At 64.3% G+C, this 17,271-nt stretch carries 15 protein-coding genes; 4 read left to right on the forward strand and 11 right to left on the reverse strand.

Annotated elements, in window-relative coordinates; genetic code table 11:
* The first annotated feature begins 10 nt into the window (after positions 1-10).
* On the forward strand, positions 11-892 hold the full coding sequence (locus tag Q8Q53_RS01475) for a VacJ family lipoprotein (protein WP_305699971.1): 882 nt from the start codon (positions 11-13) through the stop codon (positions 890-892).
* Here the strand turns inward: Q8Q53_RS01475 and ubiG are convergent.
* Complete coding sequence (ubiG, locus tag Q8Q53_RS01480; protein WP_305699972.1) at positions 865-1,599, reverse strand: bifunctional 2-polyprenyl-6-hydroxyphenol methylase/3-demethylubiquinol 3-O-methyltransferase UbiG; 735 nt, start codon at positions 1,597-1,599, stop codon at positions 865-867. The genes Q8Q53_RS01475 and ubiG overlap by 28 nt on opposite strands.
* Before the next feature lie 77 nt (positions 1,600-1,676).
* Here ubiG and Q8Q53_RS01485 point away from each other — a divergent pair, with 77 nt between their 5' ends.
* On the forward strand, positions 1,677-2,948 hold the full coding sequence (locus Q8Q53_RS01485) for an aspartate kinase (protein WP_305699973.1): 1,272 nt from the start codon (positions 1,677-1,679) through the stop codon (positions 2,946-2,948).
* A gap of 89 nt (positions 2,949-3,037) precedes the next feature.
* Here Q8Q53_RS01485 and katG read toward each other — a convergent pair whose 3' ends face one another.
* Positions 3,038-5,197 carry a catalase/peroxidase HPI gene (katG, locus tag Q8Q53_RS01490; RefSeq protein WP_305699974.1) on the reverse strand — a complete coding sequence of 720 codons (2,160 nt, stop codon included), beginning with the start codon at positions 5,195-5,197 and terminating at the stop codon, positions 3,038-3,040.
* 200 nt (positions 5,198-5,397) lie between these two features.
* Between katG and Q8Q53_RS01495 the strand changes: the two genes are divergently transcribed.
* Positions 5,398-6,405, forward strand: coding sequence for a nitronate monooxygenase family protein (locus tag Q8Q53_RS01495; protein ID WP_305700035.1), 1,008 nt, complete (start codon positions 5,398-5,400; stop codon positions 6,403-6,405).
* A gap of 177 nt (positions 6,406-6,582) precedes the next feature.
* On the opposite strand, the gene Q8Q53_RS01500 is transcribed toward Q8Q53_RS01495, so the two are convergent.
* From Q8Q53_RS01500 to Q8Q53_RS01525, 6 genes are all read right to left on the reverse strand, one after another.
* Positions 6,583-7,911 carry an ammonium transporter gene (locus tag Q8Q53_RS01500; RefSeq protein ID WP_305699975.1) on the reverse strand — a complete coding sequence of 443 codons (1,329 nt, stop codon included), beginning with the start codon at positions 7,909-7,911 and terminating at the stop codon, positions 6,583-6,585.
* A gap of 26 nt (positions 7,912-7,937) precedes the next feature.
* Entirely contained in the window at positions 7,938-8,276 is a 339-nt protein-coding gene (locus tag Q8Q53_RS01505) for a P-II family nitrogen regulator (RefSeq protein WP_305699976.1), read from the reverse strand.
* A 151-nt stretch (positions 8,277-8,427) separates the two neighbouring features.
* A complete protein-coding gene (locus Q8Q53_RS01510; RefSeq protein ID WP_305699977.1) occupies positions 8,428-9,138 on the reverse strand; it encodes an endonuclease/exonuclease/phosphatase family protein in 711 nt (236 codons plus the stop codon).
* 6 nt (positions 9,139-9,144) lie between these two features.
* On the reverse strand, positions 9,145-9,717 hold the full coding sequence (locus tag Q8Q53_RS01515; protein WP_305699978.1) for a pyridoxamine 5'-phosphate oxidase family protein: 573 nt from the start codon (positions 9,715-9,717) through the stop codon (positions 9,145-9,147).
* Between the two features lie 38 nt (positions 9,718-9,755).
* Positions 9,756-11,309 carry a peptide chain release factor 3 gene (locus tag Q8Q53_RS01520; protein ID WP_305699979.1) on the reverse strand — a complete coding sequence of 518 codons (1,554 nt, stop codon included), beginning with the start codon at positions 11,307-11,309 and terminating at the stop codon, positions 9,756-9,758.
* 50 nt (positions 11,310-11,359) lie between these two features.
* Positions 11,360-12,001, reverse strand: coding sequence for a TetR/AcrR family transcriptional regulator (locus tag Q8Q53_RS01525; protein ID WP_305699980.1), 642 nt, complete (start codon positions 11,999-12,001; stop codon positions 11,360-11,362).
* A 195-nt stretch (positions 12,002-12,196) separates the two neighbouring features.
* On the opposite strand from Q8Q53_RS01525, the gene Q8Q53_RS01530 reads away from it, so the two are divergent.
* Entirely contained in the window at positions 12,197-14,509 is a 2,313-nt protein-coding gene (locus Q8Q53_RS01530) for a TonB-dependent receptor (protein ID WP_371136480.1), read from the forward strand.
* Between the two features lie 128 nt (positions 14,510-14,637).
* Here Q8Q53_RS01530 and Q8Q53_RS01535 read toward each other — a convergent pair whose 3' ends face one another.
* From Q8Q53_RS01535 to Q8Q53_RS01545, 3 genes are read right to left on the reverse strand one after another with little or no spacing between them, the layout of a single operon-like run.
* On the reverse strand, positions 14,638-15,213 hold the full coding sequence (locus tag Q8Q53_RS01535) for a Smr/MutS family protein (protein ID WP_305699981.1): 576 nt from the start codon (positions 15,211-15,213) through the stop codon (positions 14,638-14,640).
* Positions 15,213-16,439: a murein transglycosylase A gene (locus tag Q8Q53_RS01540; protein WP_305699982.1), complete on the reverse strand. Its 1,227-nt coding sequence runs from the start codon at positions 16,437-16,439 to the stop codon at positions 15,213-15,215. Before Q8Q53_RS01540 ends, Q8Q53_RS01535 begins: the two co-directional genes overlap by 1 nt.
* A gap of 7 nt (positions 16,440-16,446) precedes the next feature.
* A complete protein-coding gene (locus tag Q8Q53_RS01545; protein WP_305699983.1) occupies positions 16,447-17,124 on the reverse strand; it encodes a Tim44/TimA family putative adaptor protein in 678 nt (225 codons plus the stop codon).
* Positions 17,125-17,271: the final 147 nt, after the last annotated feature.

Below are 17,271 nucleotides of genomic sequence, written 5' to 3' on the forward strand. Positions count from 1 at the left end.
GGTCAAGCGATTGAGCGTTGCAGCCCCCGTTATCGCCCTGCTGCTGCTGGGTGCATCCGCCGAGCCAAGCATAACCCAGCCGCCGCAAGCGGAGGAATCCGTCACAACGGATGAAACCCCGGCCACTCCCGCAGCCACCCGTGCTGCCGACCCGGTCCCTGCCCCGCCACTCGTGCCTGCCAGCGAAGGCGCTGATGATAGCGCCATCGTGGTATCCGCGCGCGGCAAGCCGCCCAGGTCCGATCCGCTGCAATCGGTCAACGCGACCTCGTTTCAGGCGGTGCAGGCCGTTGACGACGCGATCGTTGCGCCAATTGCGCTGGGGTATGAAAACAAGGTGCCACAGCCCATCCGCAGCGGGCTGCACAACTTGCTCAACAATCTGAGCGAGCCGATCAACTTCGTGAACTATCTGCTCCAGCTCAAACCCGGCAAGGCTGCCGAAACGCTGGGCCGGTTCACCGTCAACACGACCGTTGGCATTGGCGGTGTAATTGACGTGGCCAAAGCAAAGCCGATCAACCTGCCCTATCGGCGCAATGGCTTTGCCAACACGATGGGGTTCTACGGGGTGAAGCCGGGGGCGTATTTGTTCCTGCCGCTGATTGGGCCGACCACGGTGCGTGATCTGGTCGGGCGAGGACTGGATCTGACACTGCTCCCCAGCGCGCTGGGTTCGCCGTTCAACACGCCATATTACTCGGCCGGCACCGGAGTGCTGCGGTCGGTCGATGACCGGGTCGAGATGGACGATCTCCTGCGCGAATTCCGCGAAGCGAACGATCCCTATGCCGCCGAACGAACCTGGTATCTGAACAAGCGCGAGGCAGAGATCAGGGCGTTGAAAGGTAAATCAGCGCCTGCTCAGCCAGCCGTTACCGCCACGATGTAATTCAGCGCCAGATCATCGGACAAGTGCAGCCCCTTCAGCGGTGAAAACCCGATGCCCTGCGGATCGCCCATGACCAGCCCTGCGCCGTCCAGCAGATCGCGCAGTTCATCAGGCGTGATGAAATCATCCCAGTGATGCGTGCCGCGCGGGACCATGCCGATCCGTTCGGCGGCCTTGATCATCAGCCATTTCGATTTGGCCGTGCGGTTGGGGGTGGAAAGCACCATCAGCCCGCCGGGGGCCAGCGTAGGTGCCAGCGCAGCCACGAACGCCGCCTTGTCGGCGACGTGCTCGATCACTTCCATTGAACAGACCAGATCGAACCCGGACAGGCCCGACGCGCCGATTTCTCCGCGGCGGTAATCGATGGACAGCCCGCCGCCCGCCGCATGGGCGCTGGCCGCCGCGATATTTTCCGCTGCCGCGTCGACCCCGGTCACCGCCGCGCCCAGCCGGGCCAGCGGCTCGCATAGCAGCCCCGCACCGCACCCGACATCGAGCGCACGCTTGCCTGCCAGGGGGCGAGCGGACCGCGAATCACCCGGCCAGTGCGCGTCGATCACGCTGCGGATAAAGCCCAGCCGCACCGGGTTCAGCCGGTGGAGCATCGCCGAAGACCCCTTGGGGTTCCACCAATCGGCCGCCAGCTGGCCAAAATGCGCCGCTTCTTCGGGCCGGATCGTTGCGGGAGAGGTTGCATTGCTCATCCCCCGTCCCTAACAGGACGCGCGCCGCGCGGCGAGGGGTCGTGCGGGAAAGAATCTTGCGGAAAGGTGCGACACGCGTGGCCCGCATCGTAATGAAATTCGGCGGCACTTCGATGGCCGGCTCGGAACGCATTCGGCGCGTTGCCAATATCGTGCGCCGCCAGCAGGCGGCCGGGCACGAAGTGGCGGTGGTGGTTTCGGCCATGGCGGGCGAAACCGACCGGCTGGTGAACTTCTGCCGTGAGGCGAACCCGCTGTATGATCCGGCCGAATACGACGTGGTTGTTGCCTCGGGCGAACAGGTCACCGCTGGCTTGCTGGCGATGACGCTGCAGGCGCTGGGCTGCAAGGCGCGCTCGTGGCTCGGCTGGCAATTGCCGGTCCGTACTGACGACGCCCATGCCAAGGCGCGGATCGAAAGCATCGATTCCGCTGAACTGCTGGCCAGCATGGCGAGCGGTGAGATCGCGGTCATTCCGGGCTTTCAGGGGCTGACGGCGGGCAATCGCATCACCACGCTGGGCCGGGGCGGCTCGGACACTTCCGCCGTTGCCGTCGCCGCCGCGATTGGAGCAGACCGCTGCGACATCTACACCGATGTCGACGGCGTCTACACCACCGACCCGCGCATCGTGGCCAAGGCCCGCAAGCTAAAGAACGTGACCTATGAAGAAATGCTGGAACTCGCCAGCGTCGGCTCAAAGGTCCTCCAAACCCGGTCCGTCTCCCTCGCCATGAAGGAAAAGGTGCGGGTGCAGGTGCTGTCATCGTTCATCGGCGATGATGCGACCCCGGCAGACGAAATCCCCGGCACGATGATTGTTTCCGATGAGGAACTGGCCAAAATTCAAGAGGATCTGGACATGGAAAGCCAGCTGATCACCGGCATTGCTGCCGACAAGAACGAAGCCAAGATCATCCTGACCCGCGTGCCCGACCGTCCGGGCGCCGTGGCCACGATTTTCAGCCCGCTGGCCGCTGCCAACATCAACGTCGACATGATCATCCAGAACGTAGGCCGCGACAAAGGTGAGACGGACGTGACCTTCACGGTCCCAGCCGCTGATCTGCTGCGCGCGCAGACCCTGCTGGAAGCGCAGAAGGAAGCGATCGGTTACAACCGGATCATCACCGACAGCAAGGTCGCCAAGATCAGCGTTGTCGGCGTCGGCATGAAAAGCCACGCAGGGGTTGCCAGCACGATGTTCCGTGCGATGGCCGACCGGGGCATCAACATTCAGGCGATCAGCACCAGCGAAATCAAGGTTTCGGTCCTGATCGACGAGGATGAAACCGAACTGGCCGTGCGCGTGCTGCACACCGCCTACGGCCTCGACGCGGCCGACTGACCCAAAAACCCCGCCCCCGGCGCGAAGCCATGGGCGAGGCCAAAGGCCCGGCAGGCACCGTGATCAAACGACCTGCCGGGATTTGAACGTCACGTCAGATCGAACCGATCCGCATTCATCAGCTTGGTCCAGGCCGCGACGAAATCGGCCACGAACTTCGCCCGGCTGTCATCCTGTGCATAGACTTCGGCATAGGCGCGCAGGACAGAGTTTGATCCGAACACCAGATCGACGCGCGTGGCAGTCCACTTGGCGGCACCCGTTTTGCGGTCACGGATCTCATAACTGTTCCGCCCCGTCGGCACCCAAGTGTAGGCCATGTCGGTCAGGTTCACGAAGAAGTCGTTGGTCAGCGCGCCTTCCCGGTCGGTGAACACGCCATGCTTCGTGCCGCCGCGGTTCGTACCCAGCACGCGCAGCCCACCGACCAGCACGGTCATTTCGTGCGCGGTCAGGCCCAGCAGCTGCGTCCGGTCGAGCAGCAGTTCTTCGGGTTGAACCGAATAATCCTGCTTCAGCCAGTTGCGGAAACCATCGGCCAGCGGTTCCAGCACGTCGAACGATTCCGCGTCAGTCTGCTCCGTCGTGGCATCGCCGCGTCCTGGTGCGAACGGCACCGTCACGTCGAACCCGGCAGCTTTCGCTGCCTGTTCCACACCCAGGTTGCCCGCCAGTACGATCACGTCGGCCACGCTTACGCCGGTGTCGGCCGCGATGGGTTCCAGCACGGCCAGCACGCGGGCCAGCCGCTCCGGCTCGTTTCCGATCCAGTCCTTTTGCGGAGCCAGCCGGATGCGTGCGCCGTTGGCACCGCCGCGCATATCCGATCCCCGGAACGTGCGGGCACTGTCCCAGGCGGTGCTGACCATGTCGGACACCGACAGACCGCTGGCTGCAATCCGGGCCTTGACCGAGGCCACATCATAATCGCTGCGGCCAGCGGGCACCGGGTCCTGCCAGATCAGGTCTTCCGCCGGAACGTCCGGCCCGACATAGCGCACTTTCGGCCCCATATCGCGGTGGGTCAGCTTGAACCACGCGCGGGCGAACACGTCCGAGAAATAGGCCGGATCAGCGCGGAACCGTTCCGAAATCGCGCGGTAGGCCGGGTCCATTTTCATCGCCATGTCGGCATCGGTCATGATCGGCATGGTGCGGATCGACGAGTCCTCGACGTCCACCGGCTTGTCGGCTTCCGCGATGCCCACCGGCTGCCACTGCCACGCTCCGGCCGGGCTTTTCGCCAGTTCCCATTCGTGGCCCAGCAGCATTTCGAAATAGCCGTTGTCCCACCGGGTCGGGTGGCTGGTCCATGCACCTTCGATCCCGCTGGTCACGGTATCGCGGCCGATGCTGCGGCTGGTGTGGTTGTTCCAGCCCAGGCCCTGCTCCTCGATCCCGGCGGCTTCGGGTGCTTCGCCCAGCAGCGCGGCGTTGCCGTTGCCGTGAGCCTTGCCAACGGTGTGGCCGCCCGCTGTCAGCGCGACGGTTTCTTCGTCATCCATCGCCATGCGGTCGAACGTGACGCGGATGTCGTGCGCGGTGCGCTGCGGATCTGGCTGGCCATCGACGCCTTCGGGGTTGACGTAGATCAGCCCCATCATCACCGCCGCCAGCGGGTTTTCCAGATCGCGCTCACCCGAATAACGGCTGCCTTCGCTGCCGGTGGGGGCCAGCCAGTCCTTTTCCGAACCCCAATAGACGTCCTTTTCCGGGTGCCAGATATCCGCCCGGCCAAAGCCGAAGCCGAAGGTCTTCAGGCCCATCGATTCATAGGCGATGGTCCCGGCCAGCACGATCAGATCGGCCCAGCTGACGGCGTTGCCGTACTTGCGCTTGATCGGCCAGAGCAGGCGGCGCGCCTTGTCGAGGTTGGTGTTGTCGGGCCAGGAATTGAGCGGGGCAAACCGCTGGTTGCCCGTGCCGCCGCCACCGCGCCCGTCCGCCGTGCGGTATGAGCCCGCCGCGTGCCAAGCCATGCGGATCATCAGCCCGCCGTAGTGGCCCCAGTCGGCCGGCCACCAGTCCTGGCTGTCGGTCATCAACGCGGTCACGTCGCGCTTGAGCGCGGCGATATCCAGTCCGGCCAGTGCGGTGCGGTAATCGAAGTCCGGCCCCAGCGGGTTGGTCTTGGCATCGTGCTGGTGCAGGATATCCAGGTTCAGCGCATTCGGCCACCAGGCCATGGGGGAATTGCCGCTGGCGGTATTGCCGCCGTGCATCACGGGGCATTGCCCTGAAGTGTTCATGCTCGTTGCTCCTGCTCGTTTCATCGCTGAATTGGGCTTACCTGCGGCAAACTGTTCGCCAAAGTCGATTAAAGTCGTCACAATCATCGGCAAGGACGATATATACCCATCCACAGTGCCTTGCAGCCATTGAATCCCCCGCCTAAAGCCCGTTTAGCTGCCCAATGGCGCGGGCAAATGACGAAGGATGGACTCACCGGATGGCCGATTATTCCAAGACCCAGGCCCTGATGCAACGTGGCATCGACTTTCTGGGCAGCGAACACGCTATCCTGTGCGGCGCGATGAGCTGGGTGTCGGAACGCAATCTGGTCGCCGCGATCAGCAATGCGGGCGGATTTGGCGTGATCGCCTGCGGGGCGATGACCCCTGAATTGCTCGACACCGAAATCGCCGCGACCAAGGCGCTCACCACGAAACCGTTCGGCGTGAACCTGATCACCATGCACCCGATGCTGTTCGATCTGATCGCAGTCTGCGCTCGCCACGGCATCAGCCATGTGGTGCTGGCTGGCGGCATTCCACCCAAGGGCAGTGTCGAGGCAATCAAGGCGTTCGGCGGCAAAGTCCTGGTCTTCGCCCCCACGCTGGCGCTGGCGAAAAAGCTGCTGCGCAGCGGTGCGGACGCGCTGGTGATCGAAGGCAGCGAAGCGGGCGGCCACATCGGCCCGGTGGCGACCAGCGTGCTGGCGCAGGAATTCCTGCCCGCGCTGGCGGCGGACCACGTGGTGTTCGTGGCCGGCGGGATCGGCCGGGGTGACATGATCGCAGCCTATCTGGAAATGGGCGCGTCCGGCGTGCAGCTGGGTACGCGCTTTGCCTGCGCGACGGAAAGCATTGCCCACCCGGCATTCAAGCAGGCGTTCTTCCGCGCCAACGCGCGCGATGCGATCGCCAGTGTTCAGGTCGATCCGCGCCTGCCGGTCATTCCCGTCCGCGCGCTGAAGAACAAGGGCACCGAAGAATTCACCGCCAAGCAGCGCGAAGTCGCTCAGTTGCTGGATGACGGCAAAGTCGACATGGGCGAGGCCCAGCTCCAGATCGAACAATTCTGGGCAGGCGCATTGCGCCGTGCGGTGATCGACGGAGATGTGGAAAGCGGCTCGATCATGGCGGGCCAGTCGGTCGGCATGGTCAACAAGGAAGAACCCGTCGCCGACATCATGACCGAACTGATGGCTGAGAGCGAGGCTGCGCTGACGCGCTGATGGGTGCCGCAAGGACAGGCCGGATGGCCTGTCCGCTCCACATGAAAACCACCCAACAAAAAAAGGGGCCGGAGCGTAAGCTCCGGCCCATTCAGTTTACGTTCGCAGGAGGAACGTGGGTAGGCGGGACCGAGGGGGAGGAGAGGAGGAGACCCCCGACCCCGCCAAGCTGGGTAATCAGTAGTTGTAGGCGCGTTCGCCGTGCTCACCGAGGTCGAGGCCTTCGCGTTCGACTTCTTCGGAAACCCTGAGGCCGGTCAGGGCCTTGGCGACATACATGGCGATGATCGTGCCGATCGTGGCCCACACAATGGTGGCACCAACTGCCGCCGCCTGGGTGACCAGCTGCGCGCCGATCCCGGTCGAACCGTCGCCGGGGCCACCGAACATCGGGGCATAGACTACCGCGGTGCCAAGCGCGCCGACGATGCCGCCCACGCCGTGGATCCCGAAGGCGTCCAGCGAGTCGTCATAGCCAAGCTTCGGCTTGAGGATCGTGACGGCCAGGAAGCAGACCACCGAAGCAACCGCACCCAGAACAATCGCGCCCATCGGGCCGGAGTTGCCCGCAGCCGGGGTTACCGCAACCAGACCGGCGATGATGCCCGAGCAGAAGCCCAGCGCCGAAGCCTTGTGACCAGCCGCCTTTTCCGCAATCATCCAGGTCAGGCCAGCCGCCGCCGTGGCGACAAAGGTGTTGATCATGGCGAGCGCAGCCGAACCGTTCGCTTCCAGCGCCGAACCGGCGTTGAACCCGAACCAGCCCACCCACAGCATGCCGGTGCCGATCATGGTCATGGTCAGCGAGTGCGGAGCCATGACGTCCTTGCCGTAGCCGATGCGCTTGCCCAGGATGATCGCCGCGACCAGCGCCGAAACACCGGCGTTGATGTGCACCACGGTGCCGCCAGCAAAGTCGAGCGCGCCCATTTCGAAGAACAGGCCGCCAACTGCCCACACCATGTGTGCAATCGGGAAGTACACGATCGTCAGCCAGACCGCCGCGAAGATCATCACTGCGGCGAACTTCATGCGTTCGACCACCGAGCCCAGCACCAGCGCAACCGTGATCGCGGCGAAGGTCATCTGGAACGAGATGAACACATATTCGGGCAACTTGAAATCATCGCTGAACGTGTCAGCCAGGCTGTCCGGCGTCACACCCGCCAGGAACCACTTGCCCCAGCTGATATAGGCGTTGCCTTCGGGGCCGAATGCCAACCCATAGCCATAAGCAACCCAGATCACCATCGCGAGGCACGCGGCCGCGCCGATCTGGGTCATCGTGGCCAACATGTTCTTGGTCCGGGTCAGGCCGCCGTAAAACAGCGCCAGACCCGGCAGGATCATCAGCAGGACGAGCACGGTGGATGTCATCATCCACGCGGTGTCACCCTTGTCGACCACAGGTGCGGCGGCTTCAGCCGCCTCCTGTGCGAATGCGGCGGTCGAAGTCATCAGCGCTGTGCCAATAGCCCCCGCGCCGGAGAGAAGCTTGCGAATCATGGTATCTTGCCTCCTGTCAGGCGCGCTCACAGCGCGGTGTCCCCGGTTTCGCCGGTGCGGATACGCGTGGCGGAAACGAGATCGAGCACGAAGATCTTGCCGTCACCAATTGCGTCAGTGCTGGCAGCCTGCTGGATGGATTCCACCACCTGCGGCGCGAGTTCGTCCGATGTGGCGACCTCTACCTTCACTTTCGGCAACATGTTCGTGGAGTATTCCGCCCCACGGTAGATTTCGGTCTGACCCTTTTGCCGCCCAAAGCCCTTCACTTCGGTCACGGTCATCCCCGCGACGCCAAGTGCACCGAGGGCTTCACGCACCTCGTCAAGCTTGAACGGCTTGATGATCGCGATGATGAATTTCATGCCGATCCCCTGTTCACACACCGGCACAGCGCCGGCTGAACATATTAAGCAATGACCGTGCCAAGCCGGACATTTCCTTATTTTACAGGGATAGAACGGTTAACCAGCCTGCCTGGAAGCAGTTCGTCGCGCCTGAATCCTGCGCAACTGCCTATTTTTTAGGCAGAACAAGCCGGGCGAAGACCGGCAAGTGATCGGACCCGCGTGAGGCCAGCGCGCTGTGATGGACCCCGGTCCCTTCAAGCTCCCAATCCGGTGAGATTACGATCCGGTCGAGCGGTGCGACCGGACGGCGTGACGGAAAGCTGCGTCCCGGATTGAGCACGCGCCACGGCGCATGGAACTCCGCCAGCGCCCCGCCCCGGCGGCTGAGGCCCCATTCGTTGCAATCGCCCATCAACACAGTCGGGCAGTGCCCGTCACAGCGTTCGACATGGGAAAGGATAGCACGCAACTGGTGGCGGCGGCGCAGGCCAGACAGGTCAAGGTGCATTCCCACTACCCGGATGCGCTGTCCCTCGACCAGCAAGTCCGCCCGGATCGCGCCGCGCGGCTCCAGCGCTGGCAATGGCACAATCGCGGCTTCGGCCACGCTGATCCCGCGCCGCACCAGCAGCGCATTGCCGTGCCAGCCGATGCTGTCCGGCCGCGAGTTCAGCGGAACCGCGCGGTAATCGCCAATATCATCCAGCATATCGCGCGGTAATACGCTTTCACGTCGGCCGAACCGGCGGTCCGCCTCTTGCAAGGCAATCACATCGGCATCGACCTCGTGCAGGATCGACAGGATGCGCTGCGGATCGCACTTGCGATCCAGCCCCACAGCCTTGTGGATATTATAACTGGCAAAGGTGATCCGCACGACTGTTCAGTCGAACGCCACATCGCCCGCGATGTAGCGATCCGTCGCGCGGATCGGCAGCCCATCGATGCTGCTGGTCCGGCCCGCAACCTTGGCCTCCCACTTCGCCGGATCGGCCTGGGCATGATATTTCACCAGCGTCGCCCGTTCATGGTCAAGCGTCATCACCGGCACGCCCCAGCCGCAACTGGTCTGCACACTTTCCACCGCGATATCGAATATCTGCCGTGTGCCGGGCAGCAGCGTGAAGTGCGCGGCGAGTTCCGCCCAGTCCGGATCCTGCGGCAACACCGCCCGCCCCCGGCCGTAAATCCGCAGGATCAGCGCGGGTTGTTCAAAATTGCACATCATCACCGTAATGCGCCCGTCCGCCGCCAGATGGGCATGGGTTTCGTTGCCGGAACCACCGAGATCGAGGTAGGCCACACGCGCAGGCGAAAGCACCCGGAAGGTGTCCGTCAGCCCTTTGGGGCTAAGGTTGATCCGCCCTTCCGCAGCCGCCGTGGCGGTGAAGAAGATCGCCTGCTTCGCGATCATCGCGATGTCGGCTTCGGTCAGGGTATCGGTGAAATCGGACATGGTGTCAGCCTAGCGCCTTGTTCAGCCCAGCGGTAGCGTTAACGCTCCTTGGTCGCCCCGAACGTCAGTTCCGGATGGCGTTCCTGCTGATAGGTCACGTCCCACGACGACGGCGCCATGAACACCATGTCGCCGTCGCGATCCTTGGCGAGGTTGGACTTGTTGAAGTCCGCAAACTTGCTCAAATCCGCGTCGGTGCCCTTGACCCAGCGCGCGGTGTCGAATGGCGATGCTTCCAGCACAGCCTCGACCTTGTACTCCGCCTCCAGCCGCGAGATCAGCACTTCCAGCTGCAACTGCCCGACCACGCCGACAATCCACTGGCTGCCGATTTCCGGATAGAACACCTGGATCACGCCTTCCTCGGACAGGTCGTCCAGCGCCTTGCGGAGCTGCTTGGTCTTGGTCGGGTCCTTCAACGCGACGCGGCGCAGGATTTCCGGCGCGAAGTTGGGCAGGCCGATGAAGCGCACCTTGTTGTTTTCAGACAATGTATCGCCCACCCGCAGCGTGCCGTGGTTGGGGATGCCGATGATGTCACCCGGTTCCGCCGTGTCGGCAATTTCGCGGTCCTGCGCGAAGAACAGGATCGGCGAATGGATCGCCACCGGCTTGCCCAGTGCCGACGGGGTCAGCTTCATCCCGCGCTTGAACGTGCCCGATACCAGCCGCATGAACGCGATCCGGTCGCGGTGCTGGGGGTCCATGTTGGCCTGAACCTTGAAGATGAAGCCGGTGACTTCCTTGTCGGTCGGCTGGATCGTGCCGCTCTCGCTCGGTTGCGGGCGCGGCGGCGGTGCGTACTTGGAAATGGCGTCGATCAGTTCGGCCACCCCGAAGTTTTTCAGTGCAGATCCGAAATAGACCGGGGTCATGTCGCCATTGCGATAGGCCTCGATGTCCAGATCGCCATAGCCCGCCTTCGCCAGTTCGATTTCCTCGGCGATGTCGGCGGGGATGTTGTCGGCTGTCGCCAGTTCACGTTTGCCCAGAAATTCGCGGCTGTCGCCTTCGGGACGGCTGATCATGTTGTCGGCAAAGTTCAGCACACCCTGGAACACGCCGCCCATCCCCACCGGCCATGACATCGGTACGACGTCCAGCGCCAGCGCATCGGCCACTTCGTCCAGCGTTTCAAACACGCTGCGGCCTTCGCGGTCGACCTTGTTGACGAAGGTAATGATCGGGACCGAGCGGAGCCGACAGACTTCAAACAGCTTGCGGGTCTGCGGCTCGATGCCCTTGGCGGCATCGATCACCATGATCGCGGAGTCCACAGCGGTCAGCGTGCGGTAGGTATCCTCCGAGAAATCCTCGTGGCCCGGCGTATCGAGCAGGTTGAACGTGATCACGCTGCCATCGGGGCTGGTGCGCTCAAAGGTCATCACGCTGGAGGTGACCGAAATTCCGCGCTGCTGCTCGATCTTCATCCAGTCCGACCGCGCCCGCCGCGCTGCCCCCCGCGCCTTGACCTCACCGGCCAGATGGATCGCGCCGCCTTGCAGCAGCAGCTTTTCGGTCAGCGTGGTCTTACCCGCGTCAGGGTGCGAGATGATGGCAAAGGTGCGGCGGTTGGAAGCTGGCAAGGACATGGTGGCCGCGCATAGCGAAGGTTGCGGGCAGAGTCATCGGGGATTGCGCCCTACCCCAACCCATCCTTCAACCCCAACCCATCCTTCAACAACGCGTTCGCCTTTGCCGCCACGCTGGTCAGATCGGCATCGCCGTCCATCACCCCGAAGCGCAGGCCCAGGAACACGTTCATGCCCATGATCGCCCAGGCGTGGACTTCGTCCGGCCGGACCGCCAGTTCCCCACGCCCGTAAGCGGCAGTCAGGCGTTCCTCGATGCGGCGGGCGGTGTTGAGGTAGTGCGCGCGCCAGTCTTCCGGGGCGACGAATTCGGCTTCGTCGATGATCCGGTAGATTTCCTTGTGCTCCCGCGCGAAGATCAGGAATGCCCCCAACGCAGCGCCTTCAGCCTCGACGCCGGGGCGGGTCCGTTCAGCCAGGACCGGGGCGACATGATCGCGCACCCGGCTCGACATGTCCTGCACCAACGCCTTGAACAGCGCCTCCTTGCTTTCGAAGTAGGTATAGAAGCTGCCCAGCGCGACGCCCGCCCGGATCGTGATGGAAACGATGGAACTGTCGTGAAAGCCCTTTTCGCCAAACTCGGCGGCGGCCGCATCCAGGATCGCGCGCTGGGTGCGGCGGCCGCGTTCGGTGCGCGGCACACGCGGAGCGCGCTCGGTGCGGGCCGTTTCCGGCTGCGCAGCGTCCATGATCCATCCCCCGGTTGCGACGACAGGTGTTGCCGTCTTGCCACGATTGCACACCGTTTCGCCGAACGGCCTGCCGGTCAAGCATAACGAAGTTGAAAGTTGGTTCAACTTTTATATAAGCAGGCTCAGTCCATCACCTGAATCGCCCACAACGGGCCTGACGGCGGTGTCCTGTTCAAGGGAGAGAGAATTCCTATGCGTACCGCAGCCCTGCTTGCCCGCACGTCGCTTGTCGCCAGTGCCATGTTCAGCCTGTCCGCCGTCCCCGCCTTCGCGCAGGATGGTGCCGCCAGCGCCAGCGAAGATGATGGCGCGATCATCGTAACCGCCCGCCGCCGCGAAGAAGCACTGATCGACGTTCCCATTGCCATCACCGCGCTGTCGGGTGCCGAGCTGGAACGCACCGGCGCGATGGACATCACCTCGCTCGCCGAAACCGTCCCGAACGTGACGCTGGAAGCCAGCCGCGCAACCAATTCCACGCTCACCGCATTCATCCGCGGCGTCGGCCAGCAAGACCCGGTTTCCGGTTTTGAACAAGGCGTCGGCATCTATCTCGACGACGTCTACCTCAACCGCCCGCAAGCCGCCGTGCTGGATATCTATGACGTCCAGCGCATCGAAGTGCTGCGCGGACCGCAGGGCACGCTCTATGGCCGCAACACGGTTGGCGGCGCTGTCAAATACGTCACCAAGAAGATCGACGACGTCGCCCGCCTCAACGCCCGCGCCACCTATGGCAGCTATGATCAGGCCGACGGCGTGATCAGCGCCAGCACCCCGGTGGGTGATGGCACGCTGCGCTTTGGCGGTTCGCTGGCACGCCTGTCGCGCGGCGGGTTCGGCAAGAACCTGACCACGGGCGATGAAAACTACAACAAGGACATCTGGGCCGGTCGCGGCACGATGGAAGTGCATACCGATGGGTTCTTCGCTCGTCTGGCGGCGGACTATACCCACGATGCGTCCAGCGCGCGCGGTGGCCACCGCCTGATCACCAGCCTGAACACCGGCGCGCCGGTGCTGGCCAACGTGTATGACACGCGCGGCGGGCTGGTCGACCCGAAGCAGGACGTCAAGGCGTGGGGCGTTTCGCTGTTCATGGAAGGTGAACTGAACGACATCCTGACGGTCCGCTCGATCTCGTCCTATCGCAAGGACGATTCGCTCAGCCCGATCGATTTCGACGCGCTGCCCGCAACCGACCTCGATGTGCCGGGGATCTATCGCAACAGCCAGACCAGCCAGGAATTCCAGCTGTTGATCAACAGCGGCCGGTTCAACGGGCTGATCGGTGCCTATTACCTCAACGCCAAGGCGCTGACCCAGTTCGATGTGCGGCTGTACACCACGCTGGCCGGGCTGACTGCGTTCACCAACGCGGACGTCGGCACCGATACGCTGGCCGGGTTTGCCGACTTTACGTATGATCTGACCGATCAGCTGAGCCTGTCGGTCGGCGGCCGCTACACCTGGGATGAGCGCACCGCCACCATCCTGCGCCAGAACTATCTGGGCGGCGGCTCACCGGTGTTTGGCGGCGCGGGCGTGGCATTTGGCGCACCGGGCACCAACTTCAAGGGCAAGAGCACATTCAAGAAGTTCACGCCCAAGGCCTCGATCAGCTTCAAGCCGAACGGCGACAACACGTTCTACGCCAGCTTCTCGCAGGGCTTCAAGGGCGGCGGGTTCGATCCGCGCGGCGCGGGCGTGAACGCACCGGATCTGGATGGCAATGGTGTCCGTTCGGACGCCGAAGTCGCCGCCTTCCTGTCGTTCCGCCCGGAAAAGGTGAACAGCTATGAAGTGGGCTACAAGGCCCAGTTGTTCGACCGCGCGCTGAACCTGGCGATCGCGGCCTTCCGGATGGACTACACCGATGTGCAGATCCCCGGCTCGGTCGCCTGCACGGTGGGCGGTCTGCCCAGCTTCTGCGGCGTTGTTTCCAACGCGGGCAAGGCGCGGATGCAGGGCGTGGAACTGGAAAGCCGCCTGCGTCTGGGCGGACTGACGCTGTCCGGCTCGCTGGGTTACATTGATGCAAAGTATCTCAGCTACATCGCCAACATCGCCAGCACCCCGACCGACGTGGCCAAGTTCCGCAAGGTCCAGAACACCCCGGCATGGAGCGGCAACGCCAGCGCGCGCTATGATATGGCGGTGGGCGAAGGCGAAGTCAGCCTGGGCGCGGGCATTTCCTGGAAGAGCACGACCTACCAGTTCGAAGTGCCCAACCCGTTCCTCGATCAGCCGGCTTATGCGCTGGTCGATGCCAGCCTGATCTACACCGCGCCGGACAAGCGCTGGACGCTGGGCGTGTTCGGCAAGAACCTGACCAACAAGAAGGTCAAGACGTCCGGCTACACCTTCATGGCAGCCGACCCGACCACGGGTGCATTGCTTACCTCGGGCGGCAACCTGATTTCGGCGCTGGGCCGTGAAGGCACGCTGACCACGTTCTATGGCAACCCGCGCCAGGTGTTCGTGACGGCGACGGTCAACTTCTGAGCGGTCTGTCAGCCGCCGCCGTTTCCTCCCTCGGCGGCGGCTGGCAGGACCACCATGCGACAGGGCCTCAACCGAGGCCCTGTTTGCGTTTGTGGAACAGAAAACAGCTACAGCTTGACGCGGCGGGCCTACTTCACGCGGCGCAGGATGATGTAGAGCGCCCCAGCCCCGCCGTGCTTGCGATGCGCCGGACGGACAGCGGCGATCCGGCTGGCGTGGGGACCTGCCGCCAGCCAGTCGAGCACCTTGGCGCGAATTGCCCCGCGCCGCTCCCCCCGGTCCGCCGCCTCAGCCGGGCGCGGTCGTCCCGTAATCAGCAGCACCACCCGCGCGCCCAGCGCAAGCGCCTGGATCAGGCCATGATCCAGCCGGGCGTGCGCCGCGTCCAGCCCATGACCATGCAAATCCAGCGTGAAGTCCGGATGAACCTCGGCGCGGGCGAGTTTCTTCTCCCACGATCCATCCAGTCCGTCCCGGTCGAGCGGGCGAACCGGTCTGGCCACCGGGGCCACGCGCAGTGCAGGCTGGGTTGCAGGAACCGGAGCAATGCGCGGCGGGCGCTTGCCAGGTGGCAGCGGCGGAGCGGCTGATGCCGGTTCAGCGGCGACCACGGCAATGGCGCGCGGCCGCAGCGGCTTGACCGTTGCCGCTACCCGCGCCCACAATTCCGCTTCCTGCGGCGAAAGGCCGCGCGGGGGCCGCATTACTTGCTGCCGGCCGCAGTGCCGATCCGGGCCAGCGTGCCGCGCGGCAACAGCAGCAGGGCCGTGCCCCGCCCGCTCATCCCGCCGGCAATGGTTCGCGCTTCCGCACCAGCGCCCCAGAAGCTGTCGATCCGGTTCGGCCCCTTGATCGCGCCGCCGGTGTCCTGCGCGATCCACAGCCCGTTGGCTTCCGTCCGGTCGATATCCAGCCAGACCGGCGCGCCCAGCGGCACGAATGCCGGGTCCGCCGCCGCGCTGTCGCGCCCGCGCACCGGGACGTTCAGCGCGCCCAGCGGGCCATCGCCGGTCAGTTCGCGAAAGAACACGAAGCTGCGGTTCTCTCGCATCAGCGCCTTGCCCGCGTCCGGGTTCTCCCGCACATATTGCATGATGCCCTGCATCGATCCGGCATACTGCCCCGGCCCGGTACCCAGCAGCCCGCGTTCCCGCATGACGCCGCCGATCCCGGTGTAGGCGTGGCCATTCTGCCCGGCATACCCAATCCGCAACACCGTGCCGTCAGGCGCGCGCAGGCGTCCTGACCCCTGAATCTGCAGGAAGAACATTTCGACCGGATCCGCAGCCCAGCCGATTTCCAGCCCCTTGCCCGCCAGCGCCCCGTCATAAATCTCACCCCGGTCGAAATAGCGCACGAACAGGCCGCTGGCGTCATAGCGGCCCAGCGGCTGCGAGCCGTCAGGATTGGGCGGTGCATCGCCGATTTTCGCGCGGACAAGGTCTGGCGGCACACGATAGACGGGCACGTCAAACCCTGCCTGACGGGTGCGCGTTCCGGCGATTTCCGGTTCGTAATATCCGGTGACCAGCGTCTTGCCATCACCCACGCGGACGGTTTCAAAATAGACCGGGAAAAAGCTCTCAGGTTCGGCGTCCGGCCATTTTGCTGCGGCGGTGCAGGCTGGAACCCAATCCCCCGGACGGGTCAGGCCCGATGTGTCGGTCCGGCTGGTCAGGCGCGGGCAGCTTTCCCGGAATGAGCGCAGTGCGCCCAAGGCGTCGCTCCGGACGATCCCCAGGTTGGTGATCGCCGGGCCAGCCGCCACTCCGGCCAGCAGCGCGTTCGCCACAACTGGCACGGCTGGCTGGGCAACCGGCGGAATGGGCGCTTGCCCGGGGGGAATGATCCGCCCGCAAGCCGCCAGAACAGCCATCAAGGCCACCGCCGCTGCGCTGCGAAGCTGCCCGCGCCGCACCTTGACCGGCATTGCCGGATCAGCCCTCGTCGGTTTCGTCGAGCAGCCAGTCCGGTCCGGCAGCGGTGACGTTACGGGTGAACGTCCACATATCCCGCGCCTCAACCGCGTCATCCAGCGAACCGGCAATCACCACACCCTCGCTGCTGCGCGTGACGGCTGCAATGTCGGCCGTGAAGCGCACCGAGACACGGGCAACGGGCGTATCGAAGCTGGCTGCGACGATTGCCGCATCCTCAATCCGCACCAACCGGTTGTCGAGCGTTTCACCCGCTGCGAGCCGGGCATCGATCGCCGCCGCAAACCCGGCATGAACATCACTGTCGCAAAGCTGCGCCAGCGTTTCCTTGTCACCGGCCCAGAACGCTTCGAGCACCATGCGGTAGGCGCCCTTTGAACCTTCCAGGAATGCAACCGGATCAAACTTGCGATCGGCGGCGGCGATTTCGCGCAGGCCGCGTTCGATGGCAGGCGTTACCCCGGGGATCAGCACGCGCGGCTGCGGTTGCAGCGCGGTGACGGTGCGATCAGCCGGATCGGCCGCGCGGGGACGTGCAGGCGGGGCACCCTTGTCTTCGAACCGGCCTTGAATCGGTTCTTCCTCATGCTCGGCCCGCCGGCCCAGCACGGAGTAGAGCCGCAGCCCGAGAAAGGCTGCAACCATGGCCAGGATCACGATCTCCACAGTGCTATCCACTTTCCAGTCCCTGCCGCGTGCGCGGCCAATGCAATTTGCCAACATGTCACTCTAAAGCCAAATAGGGAGTAATGACAGATGAACAACGCGCCGATTGCCAATTCGGTGCAATTTTTACGCCAGGGTGTGACGTTTTTCCGGTCTCGC

It is taken from the genome of Novosphingobium sp., assembly GCF_030699305.1.
Lineage (GTDB): Bacteria > Pseudomonadota > Alphaproteobacteria > Sphingomonadales > Sphingomonadaceae > Novosphingobium.